This is a genomic window from Chromobacterium sp. LK11, assembly GCF_001043705.1.
In the GTDB taxonomy this organism is placed as follows: Bacteria; Pseudomonadota; Gammaproteobacteria; order Burkholderiales; family Chromobacteriaceae; genus Chromobacterium; species Chromobacterium alkanivorans.
On the sequence record NZ_LDUR01000025.1, the window covers coordinates 58,694 to 81,598 of the forward strand.

14 protein-coding genes and 1 pseudogene are annotated in these 22,905 nt (G+C 53.9%); 5 read left to right on the forward strand and 10 right to left on the reverse strand.

All coding sequences use genetic code 11. The features are described 5' to 3' along the window. Positions 1-22 precede the first annotated feature (22 nt). The 4 genes from VK98_RS15380 to licT all read right to left on the reverse strand — a co-directional run bounded on the left by VK98_RS15380 (position 23) and on the right by licT (position 5,947). Positions 23-1,420: a carbohydrate porin gene (locus tag VK98_RS15380; RefSeq protein ID WP_082159056.1), complete on the reverse strand. Its 1,398-nt coding sequence runs from the start codon at positions 1,418-1,420 to the stop codon at positions 23-25. A gap of 120 nt (positions 1,421-1,540) precedes the next feature. Next, positions 1,541-2,938, reverse strand: coding sequence for a glycoside hydrolase family 1 protein (locus VK98_RS15385; protein WP_048414886.1), 1,398 nt, complete (start codon positions 2,936-2,938; stop codon positions 1,541-1,543). Between the two features lie 21 nt (positions 2,939-2,959). Further along, a complete protein-coding gene (gene bglF / locus VK98_RS15390) occupies positions 2,960-4,828 on the reverse strand; it encodes a PTS beta-glucoside transporter subunit IIABC (protein WP_048414887.1) in 1,869 nt (622 codons plus the stop codon). A 300-nt stretch (positions 4,829-5,128) separates the two neighbouring features. After that, on the reverse strand, positions 5,129-5,947 hold the full coding sequence (gene licT / locus VK98_RS15395; RefSeq protein ID WP_048414902.1) for a BglG family transcription antiterminator LicT: 819 nt from the start codon (positions 5,945-5,947) through the stop codon (positions 5,129-5,131). Between the two features lie 973 nt (positions 5,948-6,920). Between licT and VK98_RS15400 the strand changes: the two genes are divergently transcribed. The 4 genes and pseudogenes from VK98_RS15400 to VK98_RS15415 all read left to right on the forward strand — a co-directional run. After that, positions 6,921-7,811, forward strand: a complete 891-nt coding sequence (locus VK98_RS15400) for a BRCT domain-containing protein (protein WP_048414903.1) — start codon at positions 6,921-6,923, stop codon at positions 7,809-7,811. A 389-nt stretch (positions 7,812-8,200) separates the two neighbouring features. Further along, positions 8,201-9,388: a hypothetical protein gene (locus VK98_RS23430; protein WP_082159057.1), complete on the forward strand. Its 1,188-nt coding sequence runs from the start codon at positions 8,201-8,203 to the stop codon at positions 9,386-9,388. Then, positions 9,388-11,601, forward strand: coding sequence for a hypothetical protein (locus VK98_RS23800; protein WP_156187898.1), 2,214 nt, complete (start codon positions 9,388-9,390; stop codon positions 11,599-11,601). Before VK98_RS23430 ends, VK98_RS23800 begins: the two co-directional genes overlap by 1 nt. Before the next feature lie 572 nt (positions 11,602-12,173). Next, positions 12,174-13,016 (forward strand): annotated as a pseudogene (locus tag VK98_RS15415) (DDE-type integrase/transposase/recombinase); the annotation flags it as partial. A 362-nt stretch (positions 13,017-13,378) separates the two neighbouring features. On the opposite strand, the gene VK98_RS23435 reads toward VK98_RS15415, so the two are convergent. The 6 genes from VK98_RS23435 to VK98_RS15445 form a co-directional block, all read right to left on the reverse strand. Next, on the reverse strand, positions 13,379-15,082 hold the full coding sequence (locus VK98_RS23435) for an AIPR family protein (RefSeq protein WP_156187900.1): 1,704 nt from the start codon (positions 15,080-15,082) through the stop codon (positions 13,379-13,381). 83 nt (positions 15,083-15,165) lie between these two features. Beyond that, the gene (locus tag VK98_RS15425) at positions 15,166-16,245 is read right to left on the reverse strand and encodes a ribonucleotide-diphosphate reductase subunit beta (RefSeq protein WP_048414889.1); all 1,080 of its coding nucleotides are present in this window, start codon (positions 16,243-16,245) and stop codon (positions 15,166-15,168) included. 19 nt (positions 16,246-16,264) lie between these two features. Further along, positions 16,265-16,489 carry a hypothetical protein gene (locus tag VK98_RS15430; protein ID WP_048414890.1) on the reverse strand — a complete coding sequence of 75 codons (225 nt, stop codon included), beginning with the start codon at positions 16,487-16,489 and terminating at the stop codon, positions 16,265-16,267. A gap of 13 nt (positions 16,490-16,502) precedes the next feature. Next, positions 16,503-16,889 (reverse strand): hypothetical protein, encoded by a 387-nt coding sequence (locus VK98_RS15435; protein WP_043631350.1) that lies wholly within the window; start codon positions 16,887-16,889, stop codon positions 16,503-16,505. Positions 16,890-17,074: 185 nt separating this feature from the next. Then, on the reverse strand, positions 17,075-17,455 hold the full coding sequence (locus VK98_RS15440) for a hypothetical protein (protein ID WP_048414891.1): 381 nt from the start codon (positions 17,453-17,455) through the stop codon (positions 17,075-17,077). A gap of 258 nt (positions 17,456-17,713) precedes the next feature. Further along, positions 17,714-20,572 (reverse strand): ribonucleoside-diphosphate reductase subunit alpha, encoded by a 2,859-nt coding sequence (locus VK98_RS15445; protein ID WP_048414892.1) that lies wholly within the window; start codon positions 20,570-20,572, stop codon positions 17,714-17,716. 778 nt (positions 20,573-21,350) lie between these two features. On the opposite strand from VK98_RS15445, the gene VK98_RS15450 reads away from it, so the two are divergent. Then, entirely contained in the window at positions 21,351-22,619 is a 1,269-nt protein-coding gene (locus VK98_RS15450) for a pyridoxal phosphate-dependent aminotransferase family protein (protein WP_048414893.1), read from the forward strand. Positions 22,620-22,905: the final 286 nt, after the last annotated feature.

A 22,905-nucleotide genomic window follows, 5' to 3' on the forward strand; every position in this document is an offset into this window, starting at 1 on the left:
CCCTTGGCTTGACCAACTTGAATTAGAAGTTGATAGCGGTTTTTAGGCCCACTACCCAGGCGTCGGAAGTTTGGGCAATGCCGCCGGGGCGGCCCCAGTACTGGACCAAGGGCTGCAACTCCAGCCATGGAGCCACTTTGAAGCGGTAGTACAGTTCTGCATTCACGGAAGACGCCGGCAGCGGCGCATAACGCGGATCGTTATAGTCCTCGACTCCGCTTTGCTGGTTCAGGAAGTTCTGGCCACGGCGAAAATTGGCGCTGCCTTGCATTTTGGTTACGCCTAGCGCCAGCCAGTCGTTTGGCCGAGCGTCGAAGGGGCCGCGATAACGCAGGGCCAGAGAAGTGGAGTAACGCGACTTATTGCTGCGCTGGTCCGCCAAACCCAGGCTCCAGGCCAGGCTTAGCCCCCGGTTGGCGTTATCGGTATGGCTGTTCAGTTGTTGGTTGAAGCCGGTATACAGGAACCAAGTGTTGCGATACTGGCGATAGCCTGCTGGATCAACGGGGCCGGGGCCGCCGGACTGACCAAGATAGAGGTCGGTTTGCTTGGCGTTAGTGTACAGCAAACCTAAGTTGTAAATGCCCGGCAGTCCGAAATGTCGGGTGCGCCACTCGGCTTCCAGCGGTAGCAGGATGCCGCGGCTACCATCGGTGGATACGCTCCAGGCGTGGCTGCGTGACGGTGCTTCCGGATTCTGCTCCAGCAGGCCGGTTTTCAGCGTGACTTCCGGGGTGATCCGGTATTGCAAGGTGCTGCCCCAGTAATGCACGTTCCAGTTATACCAGGTGCCGGAGCCCGCCGATTTGCCGCCGCACAAGCTGAGCATCTGGAAGTCGCAGGGAATGATCTGGTCGAAGTCCTGCACCTTGTTCATCAGCCCTATCCGCCATTGCAATTTGCCGTCGAGGAAGCTACGGCGGAAGGCCAGCCAGCCCAGCCGGGTAATGGATTGGCCGCCCCAGCTTTCCTGCGCCAGGTCGTTGAAGCCGACGCGGGTATCCTGCAGCCGCGTGCTAGTCAGGTTGTTGTCATGGTTGCGGTTGACGATATTGCCCTCGATCGCGGCATTGGGAATGCCGGTCAGCGCTTCCAGGTTTTGGGTGAAGGTCAGCGAAAGCTGGCCGATGTATTCGGCTTTCTTGTCCGTGTTGTAACCCCCTTTGGCGTTGTAGGCGGTTTGGCTGAGATGGGACAACTGATACTCAAAGCCAAAGGCCTGCAAGGCCTGACGCAGTCCAAGGCGGCGGCTGAGCAAATCGCCGGCTGGCGGCTCGAAGCCTAGCACCGTGCCATTCCAGGCGGGGATGTCATCGCGGCCGCTGTCGGCTTGGGCGATAGCTGGGTTGAGCAAAACCCCAAAAACCAAACTCAAGGTCAGGGGGAGGCGACGCGGGTTGGTAGAAAACAGGGTAGGCATGTTGGTCTCCTGAACTTCCGGTGGCTGCATAGGCGCAGGCAAAGCCAGCCCCTGGCCTATGGCAGCGCCTGCTGTGGGTGTGGCCTGCCGCTGGCAGGCCATGGGACTTTGCTGCTGGGTTTAGCCGGCCGGCTTCAGTGATTTCCCCCGGCTGCTGATCACGTCGCGATACCAGTAAAAGCTGTCCTTGCGCCGTCGTTCCAGGCTGCCATGGCCCTGGTCGTCCAGATCGACGTGGATGAAGCCGTAGCGCTTGGACATCTCCGCTTTGGAGGCGCTGACCAGATCAATCGGCCCCCAACTGGTGTAGCCGAGGATTTCGACGCCATCGTCCAGGGCTTCGGCCACTTGGATCAGGTGATCATTGAGGTATTGGATGCGGTAGGGGTCATGGATGCGGCCGTCCGGCGTCACCTCGTCGCGCGCGCCCAGGCCGTTCTCCACGATGAACAGCGGTTTCTGGTAACGGTCGTAGAGCAGATTGAGCAGGTAGCGCAGGCCTTGCGGGTCGATTTGCCAGCCCCAGTCGGAACTGGGCAGGTGAGGGTTGGGCATCATGCCCAGCGTGCCGCCGGCTTGTTCCGCCAGGCTTGGATCGGCGCTGGCGCAGCCGGACATGTAGTAGCTGAAGGAGATGAAATCCACGGTGTTGCGCAGGTCCGCCAGGTCTGAGGGGCGAATGCTTAGCTCGATGCCCTCTTCGCGGAAGAAGCGCCGCATATAGGCCGGGTAAGCGCCTCGTGTTTGCACATCGCCAAAAAACAGCCAGTCGCGGTTGCGTTGTTGGCTAGTCAGCAGGTCTTCCGGCCTGCAACTGAGCGGGTAGACGATATCGCCCAGCAGCATATTGCCGATCCGGCCATCCGGGATCAGTTTGCGGCAGGCTTTGACCGCTCGCGCGCTGGCCACCAGTTGGTGGTGGATGGCTTGGTAAACCGCTTGCTTGTCGCTGTCCGGCGGCAGGCCGACGCCGGTAAACGGCGCGTGCAGCGCCATATTGATTTCGTTGAAGGTCAGCCAGTATTTGACCTTGTCGCGATAGCGGGTGAACACCGTGCGAGCATACAGCTCGAAAAAGCCGATGGTCTTGCGGCTGCTCCAGCCGCCGTAACGCTGGGTCAGTGCATAAGGCATTTCATAATGCGACAGCGTGACCATTGCTTGAATGTCATGCTTGGCCATTTCGTCGAACAGGCGATCATAAAACGCCAGCCCGGCCTCGTTGGGGGCAATCTCGTCGCCTTCCGGGAAGATACGGCTCCAGGCGATGGACACGCGCAGGCAGCTAAAGCCCATCTCGGCGAACAAGGCGATGTCTTCCGGGTAGCGGTGATAAAAGTCGATGGCTTGATCCTTGAGGTAGCCGTCGCCGGCCACCCGTTCGACGATGGGGCCAAAAATCCCCTGCGGCAGCAGGTCCGAGGTGGACAGCCCCTTGCCATCGGCCAGGTAAGCGCCTTCAGCCTGGTTGGCGGCCAGGGCGCCGCCCCATAGGAAATTAGCGGGAAACATAGTCATCTCTATCTCCTGATACAGTGGTTAACGGCTGACGCTTAGCAGAGGAGCCAGCTCCTCCACCTCGGCCGTGGGGATGGGCTGCACCTGGGTGCAGCCGGGGTTGCAGATCAGCACAACGCTGGTCATATCGAAGCCGGCCTCGGCAATCGCGGCGGGGTCAAATTCCAACAGCAGATCGCCGGGTGCAATCAGGTCTCCAGTCTGGACGTGGGCGCGGAAGTGACGGCCATCGAGCTTGACGGTATTGATGCCGACATGGATCAGCATTTCGGTGCCGTCGTCGGCGACAAGCGCCAGCGCGTGGCAAGCGTGGAACAAGGATTTGACCTGGCCGCCAAACGGCGCCACCACCCGGCCGCTGTGCGGCAGGATGGCCACGCCTTGGCCCAGAATGCCGCTGGCAAAGGCGGGGTCCGGCACCGTGCTGAGCGGCTGAACCTGACCGTGGATAGGTGAAGGGATTTGATAAGACGAGGAGTCCTCAGCTGCGGCCGGCGCTTCATCCGCCGCGGTGGCGGCTGTGGCTGGCTCGGTTTTGGACAGGCCAAAAAAGAAGGTGAGCAGGGCGGCGAGGCCGGCTGCCAGCAGGCTGCCGGCAATCGCGCCCCAGACGGAGAAATCGACGCCACTGGGAGGGATGACTTGGGGGAAGGTAAAAATGCTGGGCAGGTTTGGCGAGTAGACGCTGCTGCGCGCGTAGCCCAGGATCAAGCCTCCCAATGCGCCGCTGATGCAGCCAAAGAGGAAGGGGCGTTTTGCCGGCAGCGTCACCCCATAGATGGCGGGTTCGGTAATGCCGAATAGCCCAGAACTCACCGCGGAGCCTGCCAATGATTTCAGGCGCGCATCGCGGGTGCGCAAGAAAACCCCCAGCGTAGCGCCCACTTGTCCCATTACCGCCGGCAGCAACAGCGCGCCCATGGTGTCATAGCCCAGCAGGCTCAAATTGTTGTACATCAGCGGCACCAGGCCCCAATGCAGGCCAAAGATCACCAACACCTGCCACAAGCCGCCCAGCGCCGCGCCGGCCAACATCGGAGCCAAGTCATAGAGGATTTGAAAACCATCGGCCAGCAAGCGGCCTAGCCCGGTGGCGGCTGGTCCGATCAGCAGAAAAGTCATGGGCACGATCAGACTCAAGCACAGCAGCGGGGTCAGAAAGTTTTTGATGGAAGCGGGCAGTATCCGGTTGCAGCGGGCTTCAAGATGGCTGCTGGCCCAAGCGGCAAGAATGATGGGGATCACCGAGGAACTGTAATTGATGAACACGATGGGAATGCCGGCAAAGTCCAAGGACGCCGCGCCAGTCTGTTGAGCGGCATTAAACGCCGCGATGGACAGCGGGTGAGTGAGCGCGCCGCCCAGGGCCATTGCCGTGAAAGGGTTGCCGCCAAACTTTTTGCCGGCGGTATACCCCAAGGCCAAGGGGAAGAAATAAAACAGGGCATCGCTGGCCACAAACAACAGTAAATAGGTGCCGCCGGTCTCGCTCATCCATTCATTCACCAGCGCCAGCGACAACAATCCTTTCAAGATGCCGGAGGCGGCCAGGATGCCGAGGGTGGGCGTAAAAATAGCGGAGACCACGTCAATGAAACGGCTTAGCAGCCCCTCTTTCTTGGTCTCGCCCGCTGGCGGAGCCTCATCGTCCAGTTCAATGACTTGGCAAATGGCCTGATAGGCCTCAGCCACCCGGTTGCCAATCACCACCTGGAATTGCCCGCCGCTCTCCAGCACCATCAGAATATCGGGCAGACGGTTCAAGGTTTCCGCATGAGCCCGCCCGGAATCGCGCAATTTGAAGCGCAGCCGGGTGGCGCAATGCACCAGGCTCAGAATATTGTCCTTGCCGCCCACTCCCGCGACGATTTGCTTGGCAAGTGTGTCCATGGTTCTCCTCCCTATGGCGAGCAAACGCTCAAAAAAAAACCCGGCCGCGCCCACCCGCAATGGGGGAGGCGTGGCCAGGTTTTGCCTGTTCTAGACAGTAACAACCCTGTTGATGTCTCGACTGGTCAAACCAGCCGGTGAGTAAAGATCAGGCTTAGAACCTGTTCAAAGTCTGCTGCGCTTCGTGAAACGTTGCACGGTGAGTACCAGCTCAAAATGCTCATGTACCACTTGTACATTCCGCTTTTTCGCTGGTTTTCGCCTTGTCTCGCCCTTGCTCGCGAGACATTGAACAGGCTCTTATAGACGGCTGATGTGAATGGCGAGGAACATCATCTCGTCCAACTCAAGCTCCTTCCGGTACTGCTCCCAAATAAAGCCGCCAATGCTTTCCGCGCTGTGCCATGCCTGCGGGTAGCTTGCCTTCACCGCCGCATGCAAGGAGGTGTCTCCAGCAGGTAATGACTGCTGGGACAACACGCGTTGCGCAAAAAACTTCAGGTGGGCAATGAAGCGGTGGTAGCTCAGCGTTTGCTGGTCAAGCTCATGCCCTTGCTGGTAGGTGACGATCCGCAGCACCTGCTGCATCAGCTGGGTAATGGCTTGCATCTCCGGAGCCTCGCTATTCATTTGGGCGTTGGCCAAATGCCAGGCGATGAAACCGGCCTCATCCTCCGGCAAGGTCAGCCCCAATCGCTGCTCAATCAGCGCCAGCGCTTGCAGGCCAATGGCGAATTCTTTCGGGTAAAGCCTGCGCATTTCCCATTGCAGCGCGTTGTGGAGGGCAATGCCCTGACGATGGCGTTCAAGCGCGAAATGGCAGTGATCCAGCAAAGCCAGGTAAACCTCTTCGGGCAGCCTGCCCAATTGGTTTTTCGCCAGGTTGAGGATGTCGGTGCAAACCGCCATCACCTCGGCGGGGATGGCGCTCAAGACTTCGCTCAAGCGGGACATCAGCTCATGGTTTTGCAAGGCGAAGAGTTTTTCTACCAGCGCCGGGTCCAGCGCGTCTCCCGGCCGCTTTTGAAACCCCAGGCCGCAGCCCATGGCCACCAGCTCATGCTGGCGTTCATCCAACACGAGGGCGGCATTGTTGTTCAAGACTTTGCTGATTCTCATAGTGCGCACCCTGAAAACAAAAAAACCTGACGGCTTGGCCTCAGCCAAGTCATCAGGTTTTGCCTGCTTGCGCAGTAACAATCCTTGAGCACAAACATCTGCTTTGACGACGCGGGAGCAAAGCCACGGCTTTGACCCGATGCGTCATCAGCGGATGAAACCATAGGGTGGTAAAAAATACAACTTAATTTGTTAAAAATATATCGCTTCGAAACAGGCAGGGGCAGACGTCCGGCAGGACCGGCCGCTGGAGGCGGCTTTGCGGCAGTGGCGAAAATGTGGGAGGGCGTCATTGCGGTCTCCACGTCAGCGTTGGAAACCTGCCGTTTGGCGGGCAGGGAGCGGCGTCGGGGCAAAGGCTGTGCAACTGACTGGCGCAGTCGTCCAGCACCGCGGTGGCGGCGCAGGCCAGATGTTGCAAACGGGGCTGCTGTGTCTGTGCGGCGTGGGATTGGAAAGCGTCAAGAACGTGACGCAGGGTGACGAGGCAGTTCAAGGCCAGAGCGCAGGCGGCCAGGGTTTGGGTCTGTGGATCAGGCGGTGGTTTGGCGAAAGCGGAGTGCGGATGGGAAGGCGTCATTGCGGTCTCCAAGTCAGCTTTGGAGCCTGCCCGGAGAGGTTTGGACAGGCACGTGACAAGGTTGGAAGACCGCGATCTACTACGGCAGCCGTAAGGCTCAATGCCACGGCCTGCCCTCTTGCGGGTACTACGAGGGTACAGCTAGGCGAACCTATACAGCGGCGGTGCCGCTAGGTTCAGTAGATCACGGGCTTCCAAACCCGACGCGGCGTTATTGGGCGCAGCGCGAGGCACAGGTTACTGAGGCGGGGATGGGGCGTCAAGAAGGGGGCGGCTTTCTGGAGGAAGCGCTTGGGGAGATAGCAGTGGGTTTGATATTAGTCGTGTGACATTGTTAGTTGTATGGCATATGATTTTGGTTTGATGTGCTTTTGCAAAACCGTCGAGGACTCTATGCATCAGGATTTCAGGTCTTACTTCCATTTCACAGGTCGTTCACAGCTAGACAAGTCGATCAACTCTCTTGTTGGCATTGTGGAGGGGATCGCTATTGATCAAGAAATCAATGCGCGAGAAGTCCAGTTTTTGAATGATTGGGTCAGTGAGCACCAAGAGCTACAGGACTGCCATCCGTATAACGAGCTGATGCCTGTCGTCCATGCTGCTTTAGATGATGGTGTACTAACCATGGATGAGCGTGACGATATTCTCTGGCTGTGTCAGCAACTGACTTCGACAGCGTATTACGACAAAGTCACGGCTGATTTACAACGTCTGCACGCGTTGCTGGGCGCTATTTTGGCCGATGGGGTGGTTACTGAGGCGGAACTGCAAGGCCTGTCTGCTTGGCTGGCTGATCATGAGCATCTAAAAACGTGTTGGCCATACGATGAGGTCGATAGCCTAGTGGTCTCGGTGATGGCGGATAAGAAGATTGATGCCGATGAGCAGACTACCCTGCGTAGCTTCTTTTCTGAGTTCATCAGTTTCTTGGATAACACGACTATCATCAGCCCCGTGATAGCGGAACAGGGCGGCGTCACAGGTCTGTGCGCGGTGTGCCCTGAGATTACCTTTGAAGGGGGCAGATTCTGCTTTACTGGCGCATCCAGCCGCTACAAGCGCACAGAAATTGCTGAAATTGTGCAAAAACTTGGCGGCGAGATGGCAAGTGATGTCTCTGCCAAAGTTGACTATCTGGTGATTGGTGCCGAAGGTAACCCTTGTTGGGCCTACGCATGCTATGGCCGAAAAGTTGAGAAGGCCGTGAAACTGCGCAAAGAAGGCAAGCGAATCCAGATTGTGCATGAACATGATTTTCATGATGCCGTAGCTGATGCCTAAGACGTACCGATTAAACCTTGAGTATCAAATAAACGTTGATGGAAAAATTTGCCGTTATCGTTGAAAACGACGAATCTCAATGAAGCGATCAAACGGGAGTGCTATATCACTTCCCCAAACGCTATCAAAAGTACCTGCAACCAGGGACTCGCGTCGTTTATTACAAGGAAAAATTAAAAAGCGGTGCTTTTCGAGAGAAAAGACTGATCGATGATCACCATTGCTCAGGCTTTGTGGATTGCCCCGGCTCCTGTAGTCCTATGATTGGACTGCTACGGTTGTGGAGGCAGTGAGCATAACTACAATTTCCTAGTTCAAGTAGTCTTATGTTACTCCTTGGAACCTTGGCTCATGTTGAATAATGTCGATTAATAAATGGTGCAAATAAGATGACCATATCCTTCCCCGCCCGAGTAACAATCGAAGAGTGCGAAAAATTTATACGGAAAATCGTAGAGTCACCAGACGAGGACCTTCTCCTTCCTCTTGGTGCAGGGGCAACAGCCTTTGGTGGGTGGGCTGCATCAATGCAGGCAATAAATACGTGGGGGAGAACATCGGTAGGAAGAAGAGTTTTGTTAAAAGGTGGCATGAATGGTGTTGACAAGATTGTCGAAGAGTCAATAAGCCAGCCGCATAAGTTTTGTGCAGCAATGTGGGCAAAGGATATTCGAGAGCAGAGCACGTGGAAAGATGTACGGCGATCTTTTCTTTCTTTAGCTGAGGAGAAAATTGACTTTCAGTCCACTAGTGCTTTTGGTCAACAAAAAGGAAGGCTTTGTTGGTATCTGTTTGTGGATCATAGTACGAAAGGTTTCGATAGAAGTTTCTATATAAAGAGCCAGGATAGGAATGTACAACCTCGCCAGCTTAGTCAAATTGGATCCATAATTTCTAGAATGACAAAAAAATCCATATGCATTGCAGGGGGGGGGCAGCTTTTGGATGGCGATGATGCCGAATATTTAGGAAGAATATTTTACGAGCTATTTTTAAATACCCACGAACATGGGTCAAGAGGAGAGTCTCGCCTAGACTGGTTGAGGCCTGGGCTAAGATCAATTTATACAAATGGTATAAATATTAACCAGGCGGGTGCGGATAATGCATTAGTTAGCATTAATGCTCTTAAAAACTACCTGTTCTCCCTTAATGTCGATAGCAATGCTCAGAAAAGATTTATTGAGCTAAGTATCGTAGATTCCGGGTTGGGGTACTGTGGAAGATGGATGGCGGACCGTCAAGAGGCCGAGGGTTTAAAAAATTTAACCTTGAACGAAGAGTATAAGATATTGAAGAAATGCTTTTCTTTTCGACAAACCTCTTCAGGAAGTATAACGAAAGGTCTTGGGCTACCTGTTGTTATGGATCGGCTAACTAAGCTCAAAGGGTTTATGCGAGTACGTAGTGGGAGACTATCTCTCTATAGGGATTTTTCTACAAATCCATATTTACAAGATGATACATGCGATTTTTATGATTGGGAATTACTGACTCCAGCAAATGTTCAATTGCAAGATATGGCTCCTGTCTCGGGTGTTGCTGTGACTCTACTTATTCCGTTGGAGGCAAAATAATGACAAGTTGCTTCCACTTTCGCTCCTTTGTTTCTAATGAGAAGAGAAGGGCTAGTCTTGTTTTGTATTTCTCTTCTGAAATTTCCGCTGACTTAATTGCAAAAATTATAAAAGAAGATGTTGAAATAAATTTACTGCCGGAGTCTGTATATATCATTGGTGCTGAGTCACAGAAAAAAGAATTGGTAGAGCTAGAATCTGATGTGAACTTCATTTCAGAAGTGGGATCACTCCTTGGTGATGATCCTGCTGGTAAATTAAAAACAATTTACTATACGCAGTCTGGCGGCTTGGCTGATGCTAAGTTAGGTGTAAATATTAACCAAGAAGTATCCATTAATTTACTCCGAAATGGAATGCTTGATATATTTAAAAAAAGAAAGGGTATGATAGAGGCGCCCCCAAGTTTTCACTTCATTAAGCCATCAGGTGATCATTGCGAAAAATTTATCCGAGCATCTAATCTATTGGTTTCTGGAAATGAAGTTTCATTTCTTGCGATCTCCTTGCTTCCTTATATCAAGGGTGATATCAAAAATATTTATGTTGACACATCATCAATTTCTTACTTAATTAGCACGGCCGTATTGATGTCTGGAAAATTTCCGGGGCATCTCCCTGTGATTGAAAGCTTTGAATCTTATGCTGCTTTCAATCAAAGTTTTGATTTTGATGAGAGTGAAGAAAGCTTGGTAGTAATTTCGGCAACTACAAGTGGCTCTCTAGCACGACGTTTGTCAAAAGAAACATCCTTTTTAGACAAAAGAATTTTGAATCTGTTTCATAGTAAGCTTAATGATGAGCAAATTGGGGTTTTTGACATATCCTCAGTTATTTCATGCGAAATTTTCTCGCATAACCCTAGTAATTGCCCAAGCTGTGCGGTGGGGTCCCGGTTGATACGTATTGCCGGTGACCAGTTTTTGCCGGAAACACCAAAAAATGAGCAGCTTCTAATTAGGAAAAAGGATTTTTCAGATTCTCGTGCCGATTTTTTTGATGAGTTTTCCACGCGATCGATTTTGCAGTGGAATACACCGGCGGCTTCTCAAGCCGTAGCAAAAGAGCATTTCTTTATTGACGTGAAATCTCTTTTGTCTCAGTCAGCAGGTGAATTTTTTGAAACACTCGAAAAGAAAGTGCGGAAACATTTATCTAGAGATGTTGAGTTAGTTATCGCATTAAGTGATGATGGGTCACATGCGTTGTCAGAGAAAATAAAACAAATAATTGAGAATCCATCGGAAATTTCATGGTGTTGTCTTGATGAAATTGATGAAGAGTCATTGCATGATAAAGCATCAGTTGTTGTAGTTGCGGGCGCAATAACATCCGGGAGGAAACTTCTAGAGGCATCTAGAAAGTTAAGAAGACTGAGAAGGTCGGCATCCATCACTTATTTTGTTGGGTTTTCAAAATTGCCTGCCGAGCAAGATCTTGTTCAATTAAGCAACGATCTTAAGCAAGGTGGAAATGAGTTGGTTATTCTAAGAAAATGCCAAATGCCCAGGGTGAGTGACGCCACGAAAACGGCCTGGGATCAAGAGCTTGAAGATTTAATGGTAGGGAATGACGATTTATTTTCTGACGTAGATGACTTGCCGAGCGCATTAAAAGATAGGGTGAATTTATTACGAGGAAAAGCATCCGCGCCAGATGAGTTGTTTCTTCCAAGCATTAATGGAGAACGACTGAAGCTTCGCCCAACTTTTGCCTTTTGGCAGGGGCTTGACATTCAAACAAAAACCAAAAAAGCTACACAGGCAGATGTGTATTGGACCATTAGTTCCATTCTTCATGATCTGCGCGCAAAGACGGGAGAGGGTGGGTTGGGTAGCATATATCACACAACTGTGATTAATCCGACTTGTTTTGACCGTTATAATGATGGAGTTATTCAGGCTTGCTTGTTGCGAGCGGCAAGGCCTTTAGAGTTGAATTATTCGATAGAAAATGAAATTAGCAAAAAAATGACTGATGTTCTTATCTCCATTTTTGATAATTACGACAACGAGCAAGGAGAAGCTACTCTTGAATTTTTGATGGCCATTTTGACGCGTCGTTTAAAAATTGCCGAATCAAATTTGAGCGAGATACTGGAGAGGTATGATAAAAATGGATATCCAGAGGTAATGCGCTACATGCTTAATCTTATAAGAAAAAAGTGCACATGCTTAATCTTACAGGAAAAAAAGTACATCAGCGAGAGTTGAGTAGCATGGCATTGGAAGCTCGTCGATTACGAATAATGTCATACATAAATATAACCAGAAAATTTTTTGGCAGATTTATAAATGAAAAATTTTATTTTCTTGCTCAGTTTGTATTTTCTCTAATCGTGAACTGTAGAGGGATTATTCTTGGACCAAGTGTTTGTTGCTGCCAATGCGTCTAATTGAACCCTAAAGACGCAGTCCGCAAAGTGAGGTCTTCAGTTCTTGTTACTAGGCTTCAGTATTTCAGTGGATCTACAGTTCCAATGAGTAAAAATTTATTCGTCGCTGACCTAAAAATACTGAAGGGTACGCTGAAATTTTATCTGAAAGCCTATTTCTGGTAAGGATTGACACATTAAGAGGACATGGTTAATACATGTGCCCAATAGAATAGATAAAGTACTGAATAATCTTGCCAATGCTTATGGGGGCATGGAGAATTTCCACGCTGAACGCGAAGCCATCTCGAACGACGCCGACGCCCCCCGGTATTGAGTTGCACGTCACTTTAGAGTCCAATCAACCACACACTGAGATTGGACATGAAGAAATGATTCACCGAAGAACAGATCATCGATTTCCTGCGCGAAGCGAACACAGGAATACCCATTGCTGAACTGTGCCGCAAGCACGCCTTTCGGAAGCCAGCTATTACCTCTGGCGGAACAAATTCGGCGGAATGAATGTCTCGGGGGCCAAGCGTCTCAACAAGCTGGAGACAGAGAGTGCGTGTCTGAAGAAACTCTTGGCCGAGTCCATGCTCGAGAACCAGATTGCCAAAGAGGCCTTGCGAAAAAAGTGGTGAGCACATCATCGCGGCGGGCGTTGGTGCGCCTTCTCATGGGCAAAAGGCTCAGTGAGCGTCGATCGCTGCGGCTGACCGGTATGAGTCCCAGTTCACTCCGCTACCAGCCCGCCACCGACAGCTATGCCGCCATGAAAGCGAAGGTCATCGCGCTCGCGCAACGGCACCGATGCTATGGTGCCGGCATGATCTATTTGAAACTGCGGCAGAGCGGCATGGTGGTCAATCACAAGCGGGTAGGCCGGCTCTATGCCGAGGTGGGTCTGCAAATTCGCCAGCGCAAGCGTGAGAAAATCCCAGTGACAGACCGTCACCCACTGGCCCGTCCTTTGGCCGCCAATCAGGTCTGGTCGATGGACTTTGTGTTCGACCGGATGGCAGAGGGGCGTGTCATCAAAAATATGACCATGGTCAATGATGCCACGGATGAGGCTGTGGCCATTGTTCCGGAACGTGCGATGGGGGGCTGCATCTGACGCGCATCTTCGACAAGCTGGCGAAGACACGTAGCTTGCCCAAAGCTATCAGGACCGATAACGGCAAGGAATTCTGCAGCTGTGCGATGTTGACCGGTGGTTTGACGCCGGCTGCCTATGTCGAATCATTTGCAGAGAAATCAGGTAAATTAAGCCCGGACTCTAAAGCGCTCTGCTACTGAAAATGGGGGGACGTCGCAGTCTTTGCTGTGAGGGCGGGCACCAAGCGCTGGGTTTCCTTTATGCTGGCGGCTTCTACTTCATGCTGTAAGGCCGGGCTAGTTTTCTCCTGTACTCTAGTGCCGCACCCGCCAGGCTGCGTAATCTCCCCTCCTGTTTGCCGAGCGAAACCAACTCATCAAACGTGATCCGTGAAACAGATTTCAAGAATATAATCTTACAGTTTCACTTGGTTGATTCTATTGTGCGATGGGTGTTGGGCTTTATAAGTGTATTCCAAATTACCTTGTTTCATCTGTTATGGTGTAGATCACTATAGTAGTGATATAGTGGTTAACATGTTGTTAAAATTTATTGATGCGATGTGTGTGTACATGCTTTGTAACATTTTCTCTCGGTCATCTTTTGATCTTAGAACATCCATGGCAATGGCCTTGAAAGATTTTATGTAACTATCTACAAATATGGATGGTTTTCCATCTACTTCCTTTGCGAGGCCTAATATTACTTCTTTTAGCTCTTTGTAGCTATTAAACTTGCCGTCTTGTATGTCGGCTAGGTTAAATATTGCGAGTAGAGAAAGAAGCGCTCTGTATGCGGGTTTGTCTTCTTTCCAGAATCTCTGAAATAAGGCCATTACTTCAGGCTTTAATGAACCGTCTTTGAGATACTCCATGGCCTCCATGGATTTTAAGTGCATTAGGAATAGTGATTCGAGCATTTTTTCATAATCCGGGTCTTGCTCAAAATCATTCAGCATGTCAACACGCAGCTCTGAATATATAACGTTTATTGCATTTATTGGTGATCTAGAAAATAGCCCAACAAAGATAGATTTTATTTCCTCGTAGCGAATTTCATTTTTAAATATTCTATCTAGCAGAGAGTGAACACTAACCTCTCCTTCGGAACTGGCAACTTTATAATTTGAATCTGCACCTAATATTCTTACAACTTGTGGTCGAATGTATCTCGCAAGCTCCATCTCAATTCTAGATATATTTGTTTGAAAATTTGCAGACTTTGCAACTTCCCAAGAGTCATCGGTTTGGATGAATTTTACGAGTACACATCCATTGCCTTCAGGTGCGTGCACGATTGTCATCGTAGTCTGACAGCCGTTTACTATGCTTGGAAGCATTAGCCGCAATTTTCTTTCTGATTGATTAATTATTTCATTTGTTCTTATTACTAGCCCATTGTTGCGTTCCAGCATCTTTTCTGGTGATTTTGAAAGGGTTGCTGAAATTGCCTGATTTACTGCTTCCCGTTGTCCATTTGATTTTACTTTTCCCCCATCTGGCCCGAGCCATTCTCTAATATTTTCAAAAAAGATTGAGTCACCTGTTTCGCCGTAAATTTTTTTTATCTCGTTGCATTCAACAATGCCTATGTAGATATTGTTTTCTATTATGGGTGCGGCTTTTAGTGTTATATCAACATATGCTGGTCTAACATATGCTTGCTTGTATGAGTTTCTTATTATTTCGAATGCATCCTTTCCATCTAACACATGTATTCTTTTTTCAGAATCTAGTTCTTTAAAAAAACCAATTGTTGGGCGGCTTGAACTTTTGTATTTTTCAAGAATAGATGAGATTTTTGATGCAGTAACAATAGCATAATGATGTTTTTCAATTGGGACTATGTCATCATCTATGCTTAGGCTAAGTTGTTGGTCTTTTTTTGAATTTAATTGATCGTACTCATAGAATTTGCTAATAATCGCATCTATGTCGTCTACTTTTGAAATGGTGTATTTTGATTGAACTCTAAGTTCATTACTCTCAATCATTTTGTGAGAAAATTTTAGGTCTACACCTTTGTCCCATGATTTCTTTGACTTAACTGCTCTATTGTAATTAATTCCAATATCTGTGTGAGGAATCAAAAATTCCACAATATCGGCGAAGTTATTCCCGATTTCTACTGTGTTTAATCCATCCATTAAACCTTGTAAGTGGTTGTAGAATGATCCATAGTCTTTCAAAAATTCAGGAAAAGAATTTACAGTCATTTTTTTCATGTCAGATAGACCAAAAAAAGGCACACTCGAAAGTGTGCCTTTTGCATAAAAACATGTCAATGAGCTATGTCAAATCAATCCCAGCTCAAAGCCCCGCCAGTCTGGTACTCGGTCACGCGAGTCTCAAAGAAGTTCTTCTCCTTCTTCAAGTCGATCATCTCGCTCATCCACGGGAAGGGGTTGTTCACGCCGGGGAAGAGCTGGTCCAGGCCAATCTGCTGCATGCGGCGGTTGGCGATGAAGCGCAGGTATTCCTTGAACATGCTGGCGTTCAGGCCCAGCACGCCGCGCGGCATGGTGTCTTCAGCGTAAGCGTATTCCAGTTCCACCGCGTGCTTGAATAGTTCGTTGATCTCGGCCTTGAAGCTTTCGGTCCAGATTTCCGGCTGTTCCAGCTTGATGGTGTTGATCAGGTCGATGCCGAAATTGCAGTGCATGGACTCGTCGCGCAGGATGTATTGGTACTGTTCCGCGGCGCCGGTCATCTTGTTCTGGCGGCCCAGCGCCAGGATTTGCACAAAGCCGACGTAGAAGAACAGGCCTTCCATGATGCAGGCAAACACGATCAGGGATTTGAGCAGCTTCTGGTCGTTTTCCAGCGTGCCGGTCTTGAAGGCCGGGTCGCACAGCACGTCGATAAAGGGGATCAGGAATTCATCTTTGTCGCGGATGGATTTGATTTCGTTGTAGGCGTTGAAGACTTCGCCTTCGTCCAGGCCCAGGCTTTCCACGATGTATTGGTAGGCGTGGGTGTGGATGGCTTCGTCAAAGGCCTGGCGCAGCAGGAACTGGCGGCATTCCGGGCTGGTGATCTGGCGGTAGGTGCCCAGCACGATGTTGTTGGCGGCCAGGGAGTCCGCGGTCACGAAGAAGCCGAGGTTGCGCTTGACGATGCGCATTTCGTCTTCGGTCAGCTGGCCGGTTTTCCACTGTTCGATGTCGCGCTGCATGTTCACTTCTTGCGGCATCCAGTGGTTGGCGCATTGGGCCAGGTATTTTTCCCATGCCCATTTGTGTTTGAAGGGCACGAGCTGGTTGACGTCGGTGGTGCCGTTGATCACTTTTTTGTCCACCACGTTGACGCGGCCGGCGGCGCTGGCGCCCGTGGAGGGGGCGGCCGGTTTGGTTTCGATGGTGTCGTCAAAGTTCAGCATTAAGGGCTCCTGTCTGGATTTACTCCGCGTCCGGCGCGGTGATTTGGGGCGGCAGCGGCTGCTTGTCGCCAGCCAGGCTGGGGCTGAGCGGCAGGCTGCTTTTGCGCAGTATTTGTATCTGGCGCGGCGCGGCGGCAAGTGCCGGCACCGGGTCCAGGTCCACGTGCAGGCTGCCCAGTTTGCGGTAGCCTGCGTCTTTGCCATTTTCGCCATGGCGGGCGATACAGAATGCGGTGGCGCTCATGAGCGGCGTCCTTTCAGAAGCGCAGCTGTTGGCTGAGGCGGTGGATCAGCTGGCGTTCGCTGCTTTCCTCCTGCTCCACCTGGCTGCCGCGCGGCTGCCGCAGCTTCAGCAGCTGGCGGTATTGCCGGTTGGCTTGTTCTATGTCTTGCTTGAGCAGCTCTATTTGCTGCTGCAGTTCTTCCGGCTGGCAGTACACCACCAGCGCGTCCGCTTCCACCCAGGCTTTGCGCCATACTTTCTGGCGCGGCAGGCGGCGGGCTTCGTTGAACAGGTCCTTCCATTCGCAGGGCGGGGCCTGGTTCAGCGTCAGGTACATATTGAACAGCACAAACTGCTTGTCAGGGTTGTGGGTTCTTTGTTCGCAAAAACCGTTGATCCGGATATTTTCAAACGCTTGCATCTGACCTCCTGCTGAAGCCTGGCTTGTGGCGGCGGGGCCGTGGGCCTCGTCTTCCTGGAACCCGCTCAACACCCGCCGCGCTTGCTTGCTTGGCCTTGAGCGGTTTCCGTCCGCCCGCGTGGCGGGCCGGCGGCGCTTCCATCCCGAAGCCGCCTGAGGGCAAGCGGCTTGAGGCTGGGGCTGCCTTACTGCTGCGGCGCGTCCTGGTATTGGACTAGGCCGTAAATCTTCCACTCGCCGTCCACCCGTTTCAGGTGGTAGCCGGTGCAGTATTCCCAGGCTGGCTGGCCCTGGCGCTGCACAATCCAGCGTACGCGGGCGCTGGCGGCGTCTTCGCCAAAATTCAGCACGCTGTCCAGCTGGTGGCGGGCGCTGGCGAAGCCCTGGCTGCGGTACCACTCCAGCAAGGCGGTGGTGGTGTCGCGCAGCGATGCCATGTCTTCCCAGCTGGTCAGGTCGCCCTGGTGTATGGCGGTGAAGGGCACGGTGAAGTGCGCGGTCACCTGGGGCACGTCCAGCTGGCTGTAGCCAACGGCGTAGCTGTTAAAAAATTCCTCTATGTTCATCCGGTTTCCCCTGGTTCTGTGTGTTTGCGGCGCCCGCTGCCGTTGCGGTCTGGCGCGGGTTGTTGCTGCGTTCCCCATTGGCCAGCCGTCTGGACGGGCAGGCGGCTGGCCAATGGGAGGGGCGGCCGGATTGTGGGGCCATTTCACAGCCGGCTGCGGGCAGGGGGCTGTGAGATGGAGCCTGGCCGGGGCCAGGCTGGGGGCCTGCCAGCCAGCCCTAAGGGGCCGGCCGGTCAAGCCAGGATGGCTGCTTCCGCCTTACTGGCAGCTCTCGCAATCCGGGTTGTCGATGCTGCAGAACTTGGCGTCGGTGGCCGGGGTGTTGTCCACCATGGCTTCCGGAGCTGCCGCGGCCGGTTGGCTGTGGCTGTTGGACACCGCGTTCAGTTCGCCGCCGCGGCCGGTGGATTTCTCGGCGCTGGTGGCGGCCAGGGTGCGCAGGTAGTAGGTGGTTTTCAGGCCGCGCAACCAGGCGTGCTTGTACAGCTCGTCCAGTTTCTTGCCGGAAGCGCCCGCCATGTACAGGTTCAGGGACTGAGCCTGGTCGATCCACTTCTGGCGGCGGGAGGCCGCTTCCACCAGCCAGCGCGGGTCCAGTTCAAAGGCGGTGGCGTAGATGGCTTTCAGCTCGGCCGGCACGCGGTCGATCTGGCCCAGGCTGCCGTCAAAGTATTTGAGGTCGGCCACCATCACTTCGTCCCACAGGCCGGCGGCTTTCAGATCGCGCACCAGGTATTCGTTGGTGACGGTGAATTCGCCGGACAGGTTGGATTTGACGAACAGGTTCTGGTAGGTCGGCTCAATGCTCGCCGATACGCCGATGATGTTGGCGATGGTGGCGGTGGGCGCGATGGCCAGGCAGTTGCTGTTGCGCATGCCGTGGGTTTTCACGCGTTCACGCAGCGCGTTCCAGTCCATCCGTTCGCTGCGGTCCACTTCCAGGAAGCCGCCGCGTTCGGCCGCCAGCAGGTTGATGCTGTCGTGCGGCAGGATGCCGCGGTCCCACAGGCTGCCCTTGTAGGACGGGTAGCGGCCGCGCTCTTCCGCCAGTTCGGTGGACGCCCAGTAAGCGTAGTAGGCCACCATTTCCATGGATTCGTCGGCAAACTCCACCGCGGCGTCGGAGCCGTAGGCCACGCGCTTCTGGTGCAGGCAGTCCTGGAAGCCCATGATGCCCATGCCCACCGGACGGTGTTTCAGGTTGGAGTTGCGCGCCTTCTTCACCGGGTAGAAGTTGATGTCGATCACGTTGTCCAGCATGCGCAGGGCGATGCGGATGGTGCGCTGCAGCTTTTCGGAGTCCAGGCTGCCGTCCGCCTTCAGGTGGGCGGACAGGTTGACGGAACCCAGGTTGCAGACCGCGATCTCGTCCTCATTGGTGTTGAGGGTGATCTCGGTGCAAAGGTTGGAGCTGTGCACCACGCCCATGTGTTGCTGCGGGCTGCGGATGTTGCACGGGTCCTTGAAGGTCATCCACGGGTGGCCGGTTTCAAACAGCATGGTCAGCATCTTGCGCCACAGGGACAGCGCCGGGATGCGCTTGTACACCTTGAGCTCGCCGCGCTCGCCCATGGCTTCGTATTCCTTGTAGCGCTTCTCGAAGGCGGCGCCGTACAGGTCGTGCAGGTCCGGGGCTTCGGACGGGGACAGCAGCGCCCAGTCCGCGCCTTCCATCACGCGCTTCATGAACAGGTCCGGAATCCAGTTGGCGGTGTTCATGTCGTGGGTGCGGCGGCGGTCGTCGCCGGTGTTCTTGCGCAGCTCCAGGAATTCTTCAATGTCCGCGTGCCAGGTTTCCAGGTAGGCGCAAACGGCGCCTTTGCGCTTGCCGCCCTGGTTCACCGCCACGGCGGTGTCGTTGACCACTTTCAGGAACGGCACCACGCCCTGGGATTTGCCGTTGGTGCCCTTGATGTGGGAGCCCATGGCGCGCACGGAGGTCCAGTCATTGCCCAGGCCGCCGGCAAACTTGGATAGCAGGGCATTTTCCTTGATGCCTTCGTAGATGCCGTCCAGGTCGTCGGCAATGGTGGTCAGGTAGCAGCTGGACAGCTGGCTGCGACGGGTGCCGGAGTTGAACAGGGTGGGGGTGGACGACATGAAGTCGAAGCTGGAGAGCACGTTGTAGAACTCGATGGCGCGCTCTTCGCGGTTCACTTCGTTCAGCGCCAGGCCCATGGCCACGCGCATGTAGAAGGCCTGCGGCATTTCGATGCGGGTGCCGTCCACGTGCAGGAAGTAGCGGTCAAACAGGGTTTGCAGGCCCAGGTAGCCAAACTTCAGGTCGCGGTTGGCGTCCAGCGCGGCGCCCAGTTTTTTCAGGTCGTATTCGCCCAGTTTTTCATCCAGCAGTTCGGCGTCGATGCCGTTCTTGATGAAGGTGGGGAAGTACAGCGCGTACTGCTTGGCCATTTCTTCCTGGCTGACGGCTTCGCCCAGGATTTCCAGGCGGATGTTGTTCAGCAGCAGGCGGGCGGTCACGTAATCGTAGGCCGGGTCCTGCTCAATCATGGAGCGGGCGGCCAGGATGGCGGATTTGTTGACTTCGTCTTCGCTGACGCCGTCGTAAATGTTCTTCAGGGTTTCGCTCAGGATGGCGTCGATATCGATGCCGGCCAGGTTTTGGCTGGCGGATTCGATGGTGGCGCGCAGGCGGGCTATGTCCAGCGGCAGCTTGCGGCCGTCCTTGCGCACCACGTTGATCTGCACCTGGGTCAGCGCTTCGCCTCGGGCGGCGCGCTCTTGGGAGCGCTGTTCGCGGTACAGCACGTAGGCGCGGGCTACATCATGCTCGCCAAAGCGCATCAGAGACAGTTCCACCTGGTCCTGGATGTCTTCGATGTGGATGGCTCCGCCTTCCGGCTTGCGGCGCATCAGGGCGCTGGCCACTTGTTCGCTCAGCTGGGCGACTTTTTCGCGCAGGCTGGCGGAGGTGGCGCCTTGATGGCCCATGACGGCCAGGAAGGCTTTGGTCATGGCGATGGAGATCTTGACGGGTTCGAACGGCACCACCGCACCGTTGCGACGGATGGTTTTGTACTGGCTGAAATCGGCCTTGGGCGCGGCTGCGCGGCCGAGTTCTGCGGCGGTCTGCCCTTCAAAGGTGGTCAATTGCATGTAGCCCTCGATAAGGTGGGTGGTTGCGTCCTTCCGTTGCTGCGTTTCCCGAGGGGCAGGCCGGCTGTGGACAAATCTGTTGAAAAGCTGTGCGTGAGCTGTGGGTAAACACAATATGTATTGTTTGTAGCTCGCGGAACACCCAAATTCTAGTGTTGAGTATGGGGCAGTACAAGTCTTGACAGCGGAAGATTTAATGGCTGTTTGGAGGGGACGGGGGGCGAAAGCCCGTGGTTGCTGGCTTTGCGGGGCCTGAGATTTTTTTTGGCCGGCGGACACATTTCATTATGTAGTCAAGAAAGCGTGTTGAAACAAGCCACAGCAAGGATGGCGGTAGGGCTCACTAGATGTTGTGGATTCGCACTGTTGCATGTTGGGCCTATGCAACAGCTTTGTGGTGATTGCGGCAGAGACGGCGCGTTCATGGCTTCGGCCGCGTTTTGCCAGGGCGTGGGTATCGCGGTTTTGGGCTGGGGGAGGTGATTGGCCGGGTGCCGGCGGGTGGCGACGGGCAGGGGGAGGCGTTCAATCAAGCGCAGTGTGGGGTGGCAGGGCTTTTGTGGGGAATTTAGGAAATTTCCTATTTACCCTGGGTGTTGATCTTGGGCTTAATTTAAATAGATTTTTTAAATCGAAAATTTAATTTCAATAGCATTGATCTGGGTGTTGACTGAATGCGTCGTCACTATTTGCCCGGCATGCAGGAAAGGGCGGGCGGATTTTGCCGCATCTTGGCATCGACGGCTATTGGCCCCACCCGTTACAAGGAGCCCACTTCATGGACGAGCCAAGCGCTGTTTCTCTGCCGGCGGATATTGGACTTCGCGATATCGCGTATGCCAATGAGCATTTGCAGGGCATTGTGGCCCGCTACGATCACTTCATCGAGGAAGGGCAGATGGACATGATCGGCCGGGTCTTTCATGGCGCTCCCGGAAAGTATGCGGACGTCAGTTATAGCTCCGCCGCGCATGGCCGCCATGCCCGTAGAGTGCTGCATTTGGGCTCCTACAACTACTCCGGCCTCAACGGCCATCCTGAAATCATGCAGGCGAGCATCGAAGCCATACGCCGCTACGGCACCACGTCCAGCGGGGTGCGCTTGCTGAACGGCACCAACGACCTGCATTTGGGCATGGAGCGGCGGCTGGCCGAGTTTTTGGGCGTGGAGGAGGTGATCAGTTTCAGCTCGGGCTTTAGCGCCAATCTGGCCGCTTTGGCCACCTTGTGCCGCAAGGGGGATGTGGTCTTGAGCGATACGCTCAATCACCAGTCCATCGTCGAGGGCTTGAAGCTGAGCGACGCCCAGGTCTTGCCCTATCGCCACGCTTCGCTGAAAAGCCTTGAGCACGGCCTGCGCCAACTGCCTTTGGCGGCGCGAAAATTCATCGTGACGGATGGGGTTTTCAGCATGGATGGCGATATCGCGCCTCTGGCGGGGATTGTGGAGGCCGCGCGGCGCTACAACGCTTTTGTGATGGTGGACGACGCGCATGGCACGGGGCACATCGGTCCAAACGGGCGCGGCAGTTGCGCGCATTTCGGCGTCACGGCTCAAGTTGACGTGATGACCGGCAGCCTGAGCAAGGGGCTGCCTGGCGTGGGCGGGTTCATCGCCACCCGCCGGGAAACGGCGAAGATCCTGCGCGCCGCCGCCGCCCCTTACATCTATTCCGCGTCGCTGCCGCCGGCCGTGCTGGCGGCCATCATCAGCGCCATCGACATCCTTGACGCCTCTCCGCAGCTGACCCAGCAGTTGCAAGCCAAGACCCGATACTTCACCCAGCGCTTGCGCGGGGCGGGGTTCAATCTGCTCAATAGCGAAACGAGCATTGTGCCGCTGCTGACCGGCGACGAGCGGCGCTGCTATCTATTGGCCAGAATGCTGCACGAAAAAGGCGTTTACGTGAATCCGGTGGGCCACCCGGCGGTCAGCAAGTCCCGCGCGCGGATCCGGATGAATTTGAGCGCGGATTTGAGCTATGAAGAGCTGGATTACAGTATTCGCGCGCTGATCGAGGCGGGCCAGCGCCTGGGCTTGATCTAAGAACGTGTTTACGATCTCGCGAGCTAAGGCGAGATAAGGCGAAAACGGCTGAGAAAGCGGAATGTACACACGGTACATGAGCATTTCGAAGGCGTTTTCAACGCCGTATCGCCAACGCGCAGCAGATCGTAAACAGGTTCGTACATGCTGGACCCCAGACAAGGACACATCATGACCACCGCCGATGAGCAGGACCGCCCGCCGCAGACCGAAGCGGACGCCCCGCAAGACCCTTCCCGCCGCCGTCTGTTCGAAGGCCTGGCCGCCATCGGCGCCAGCTGTGCGC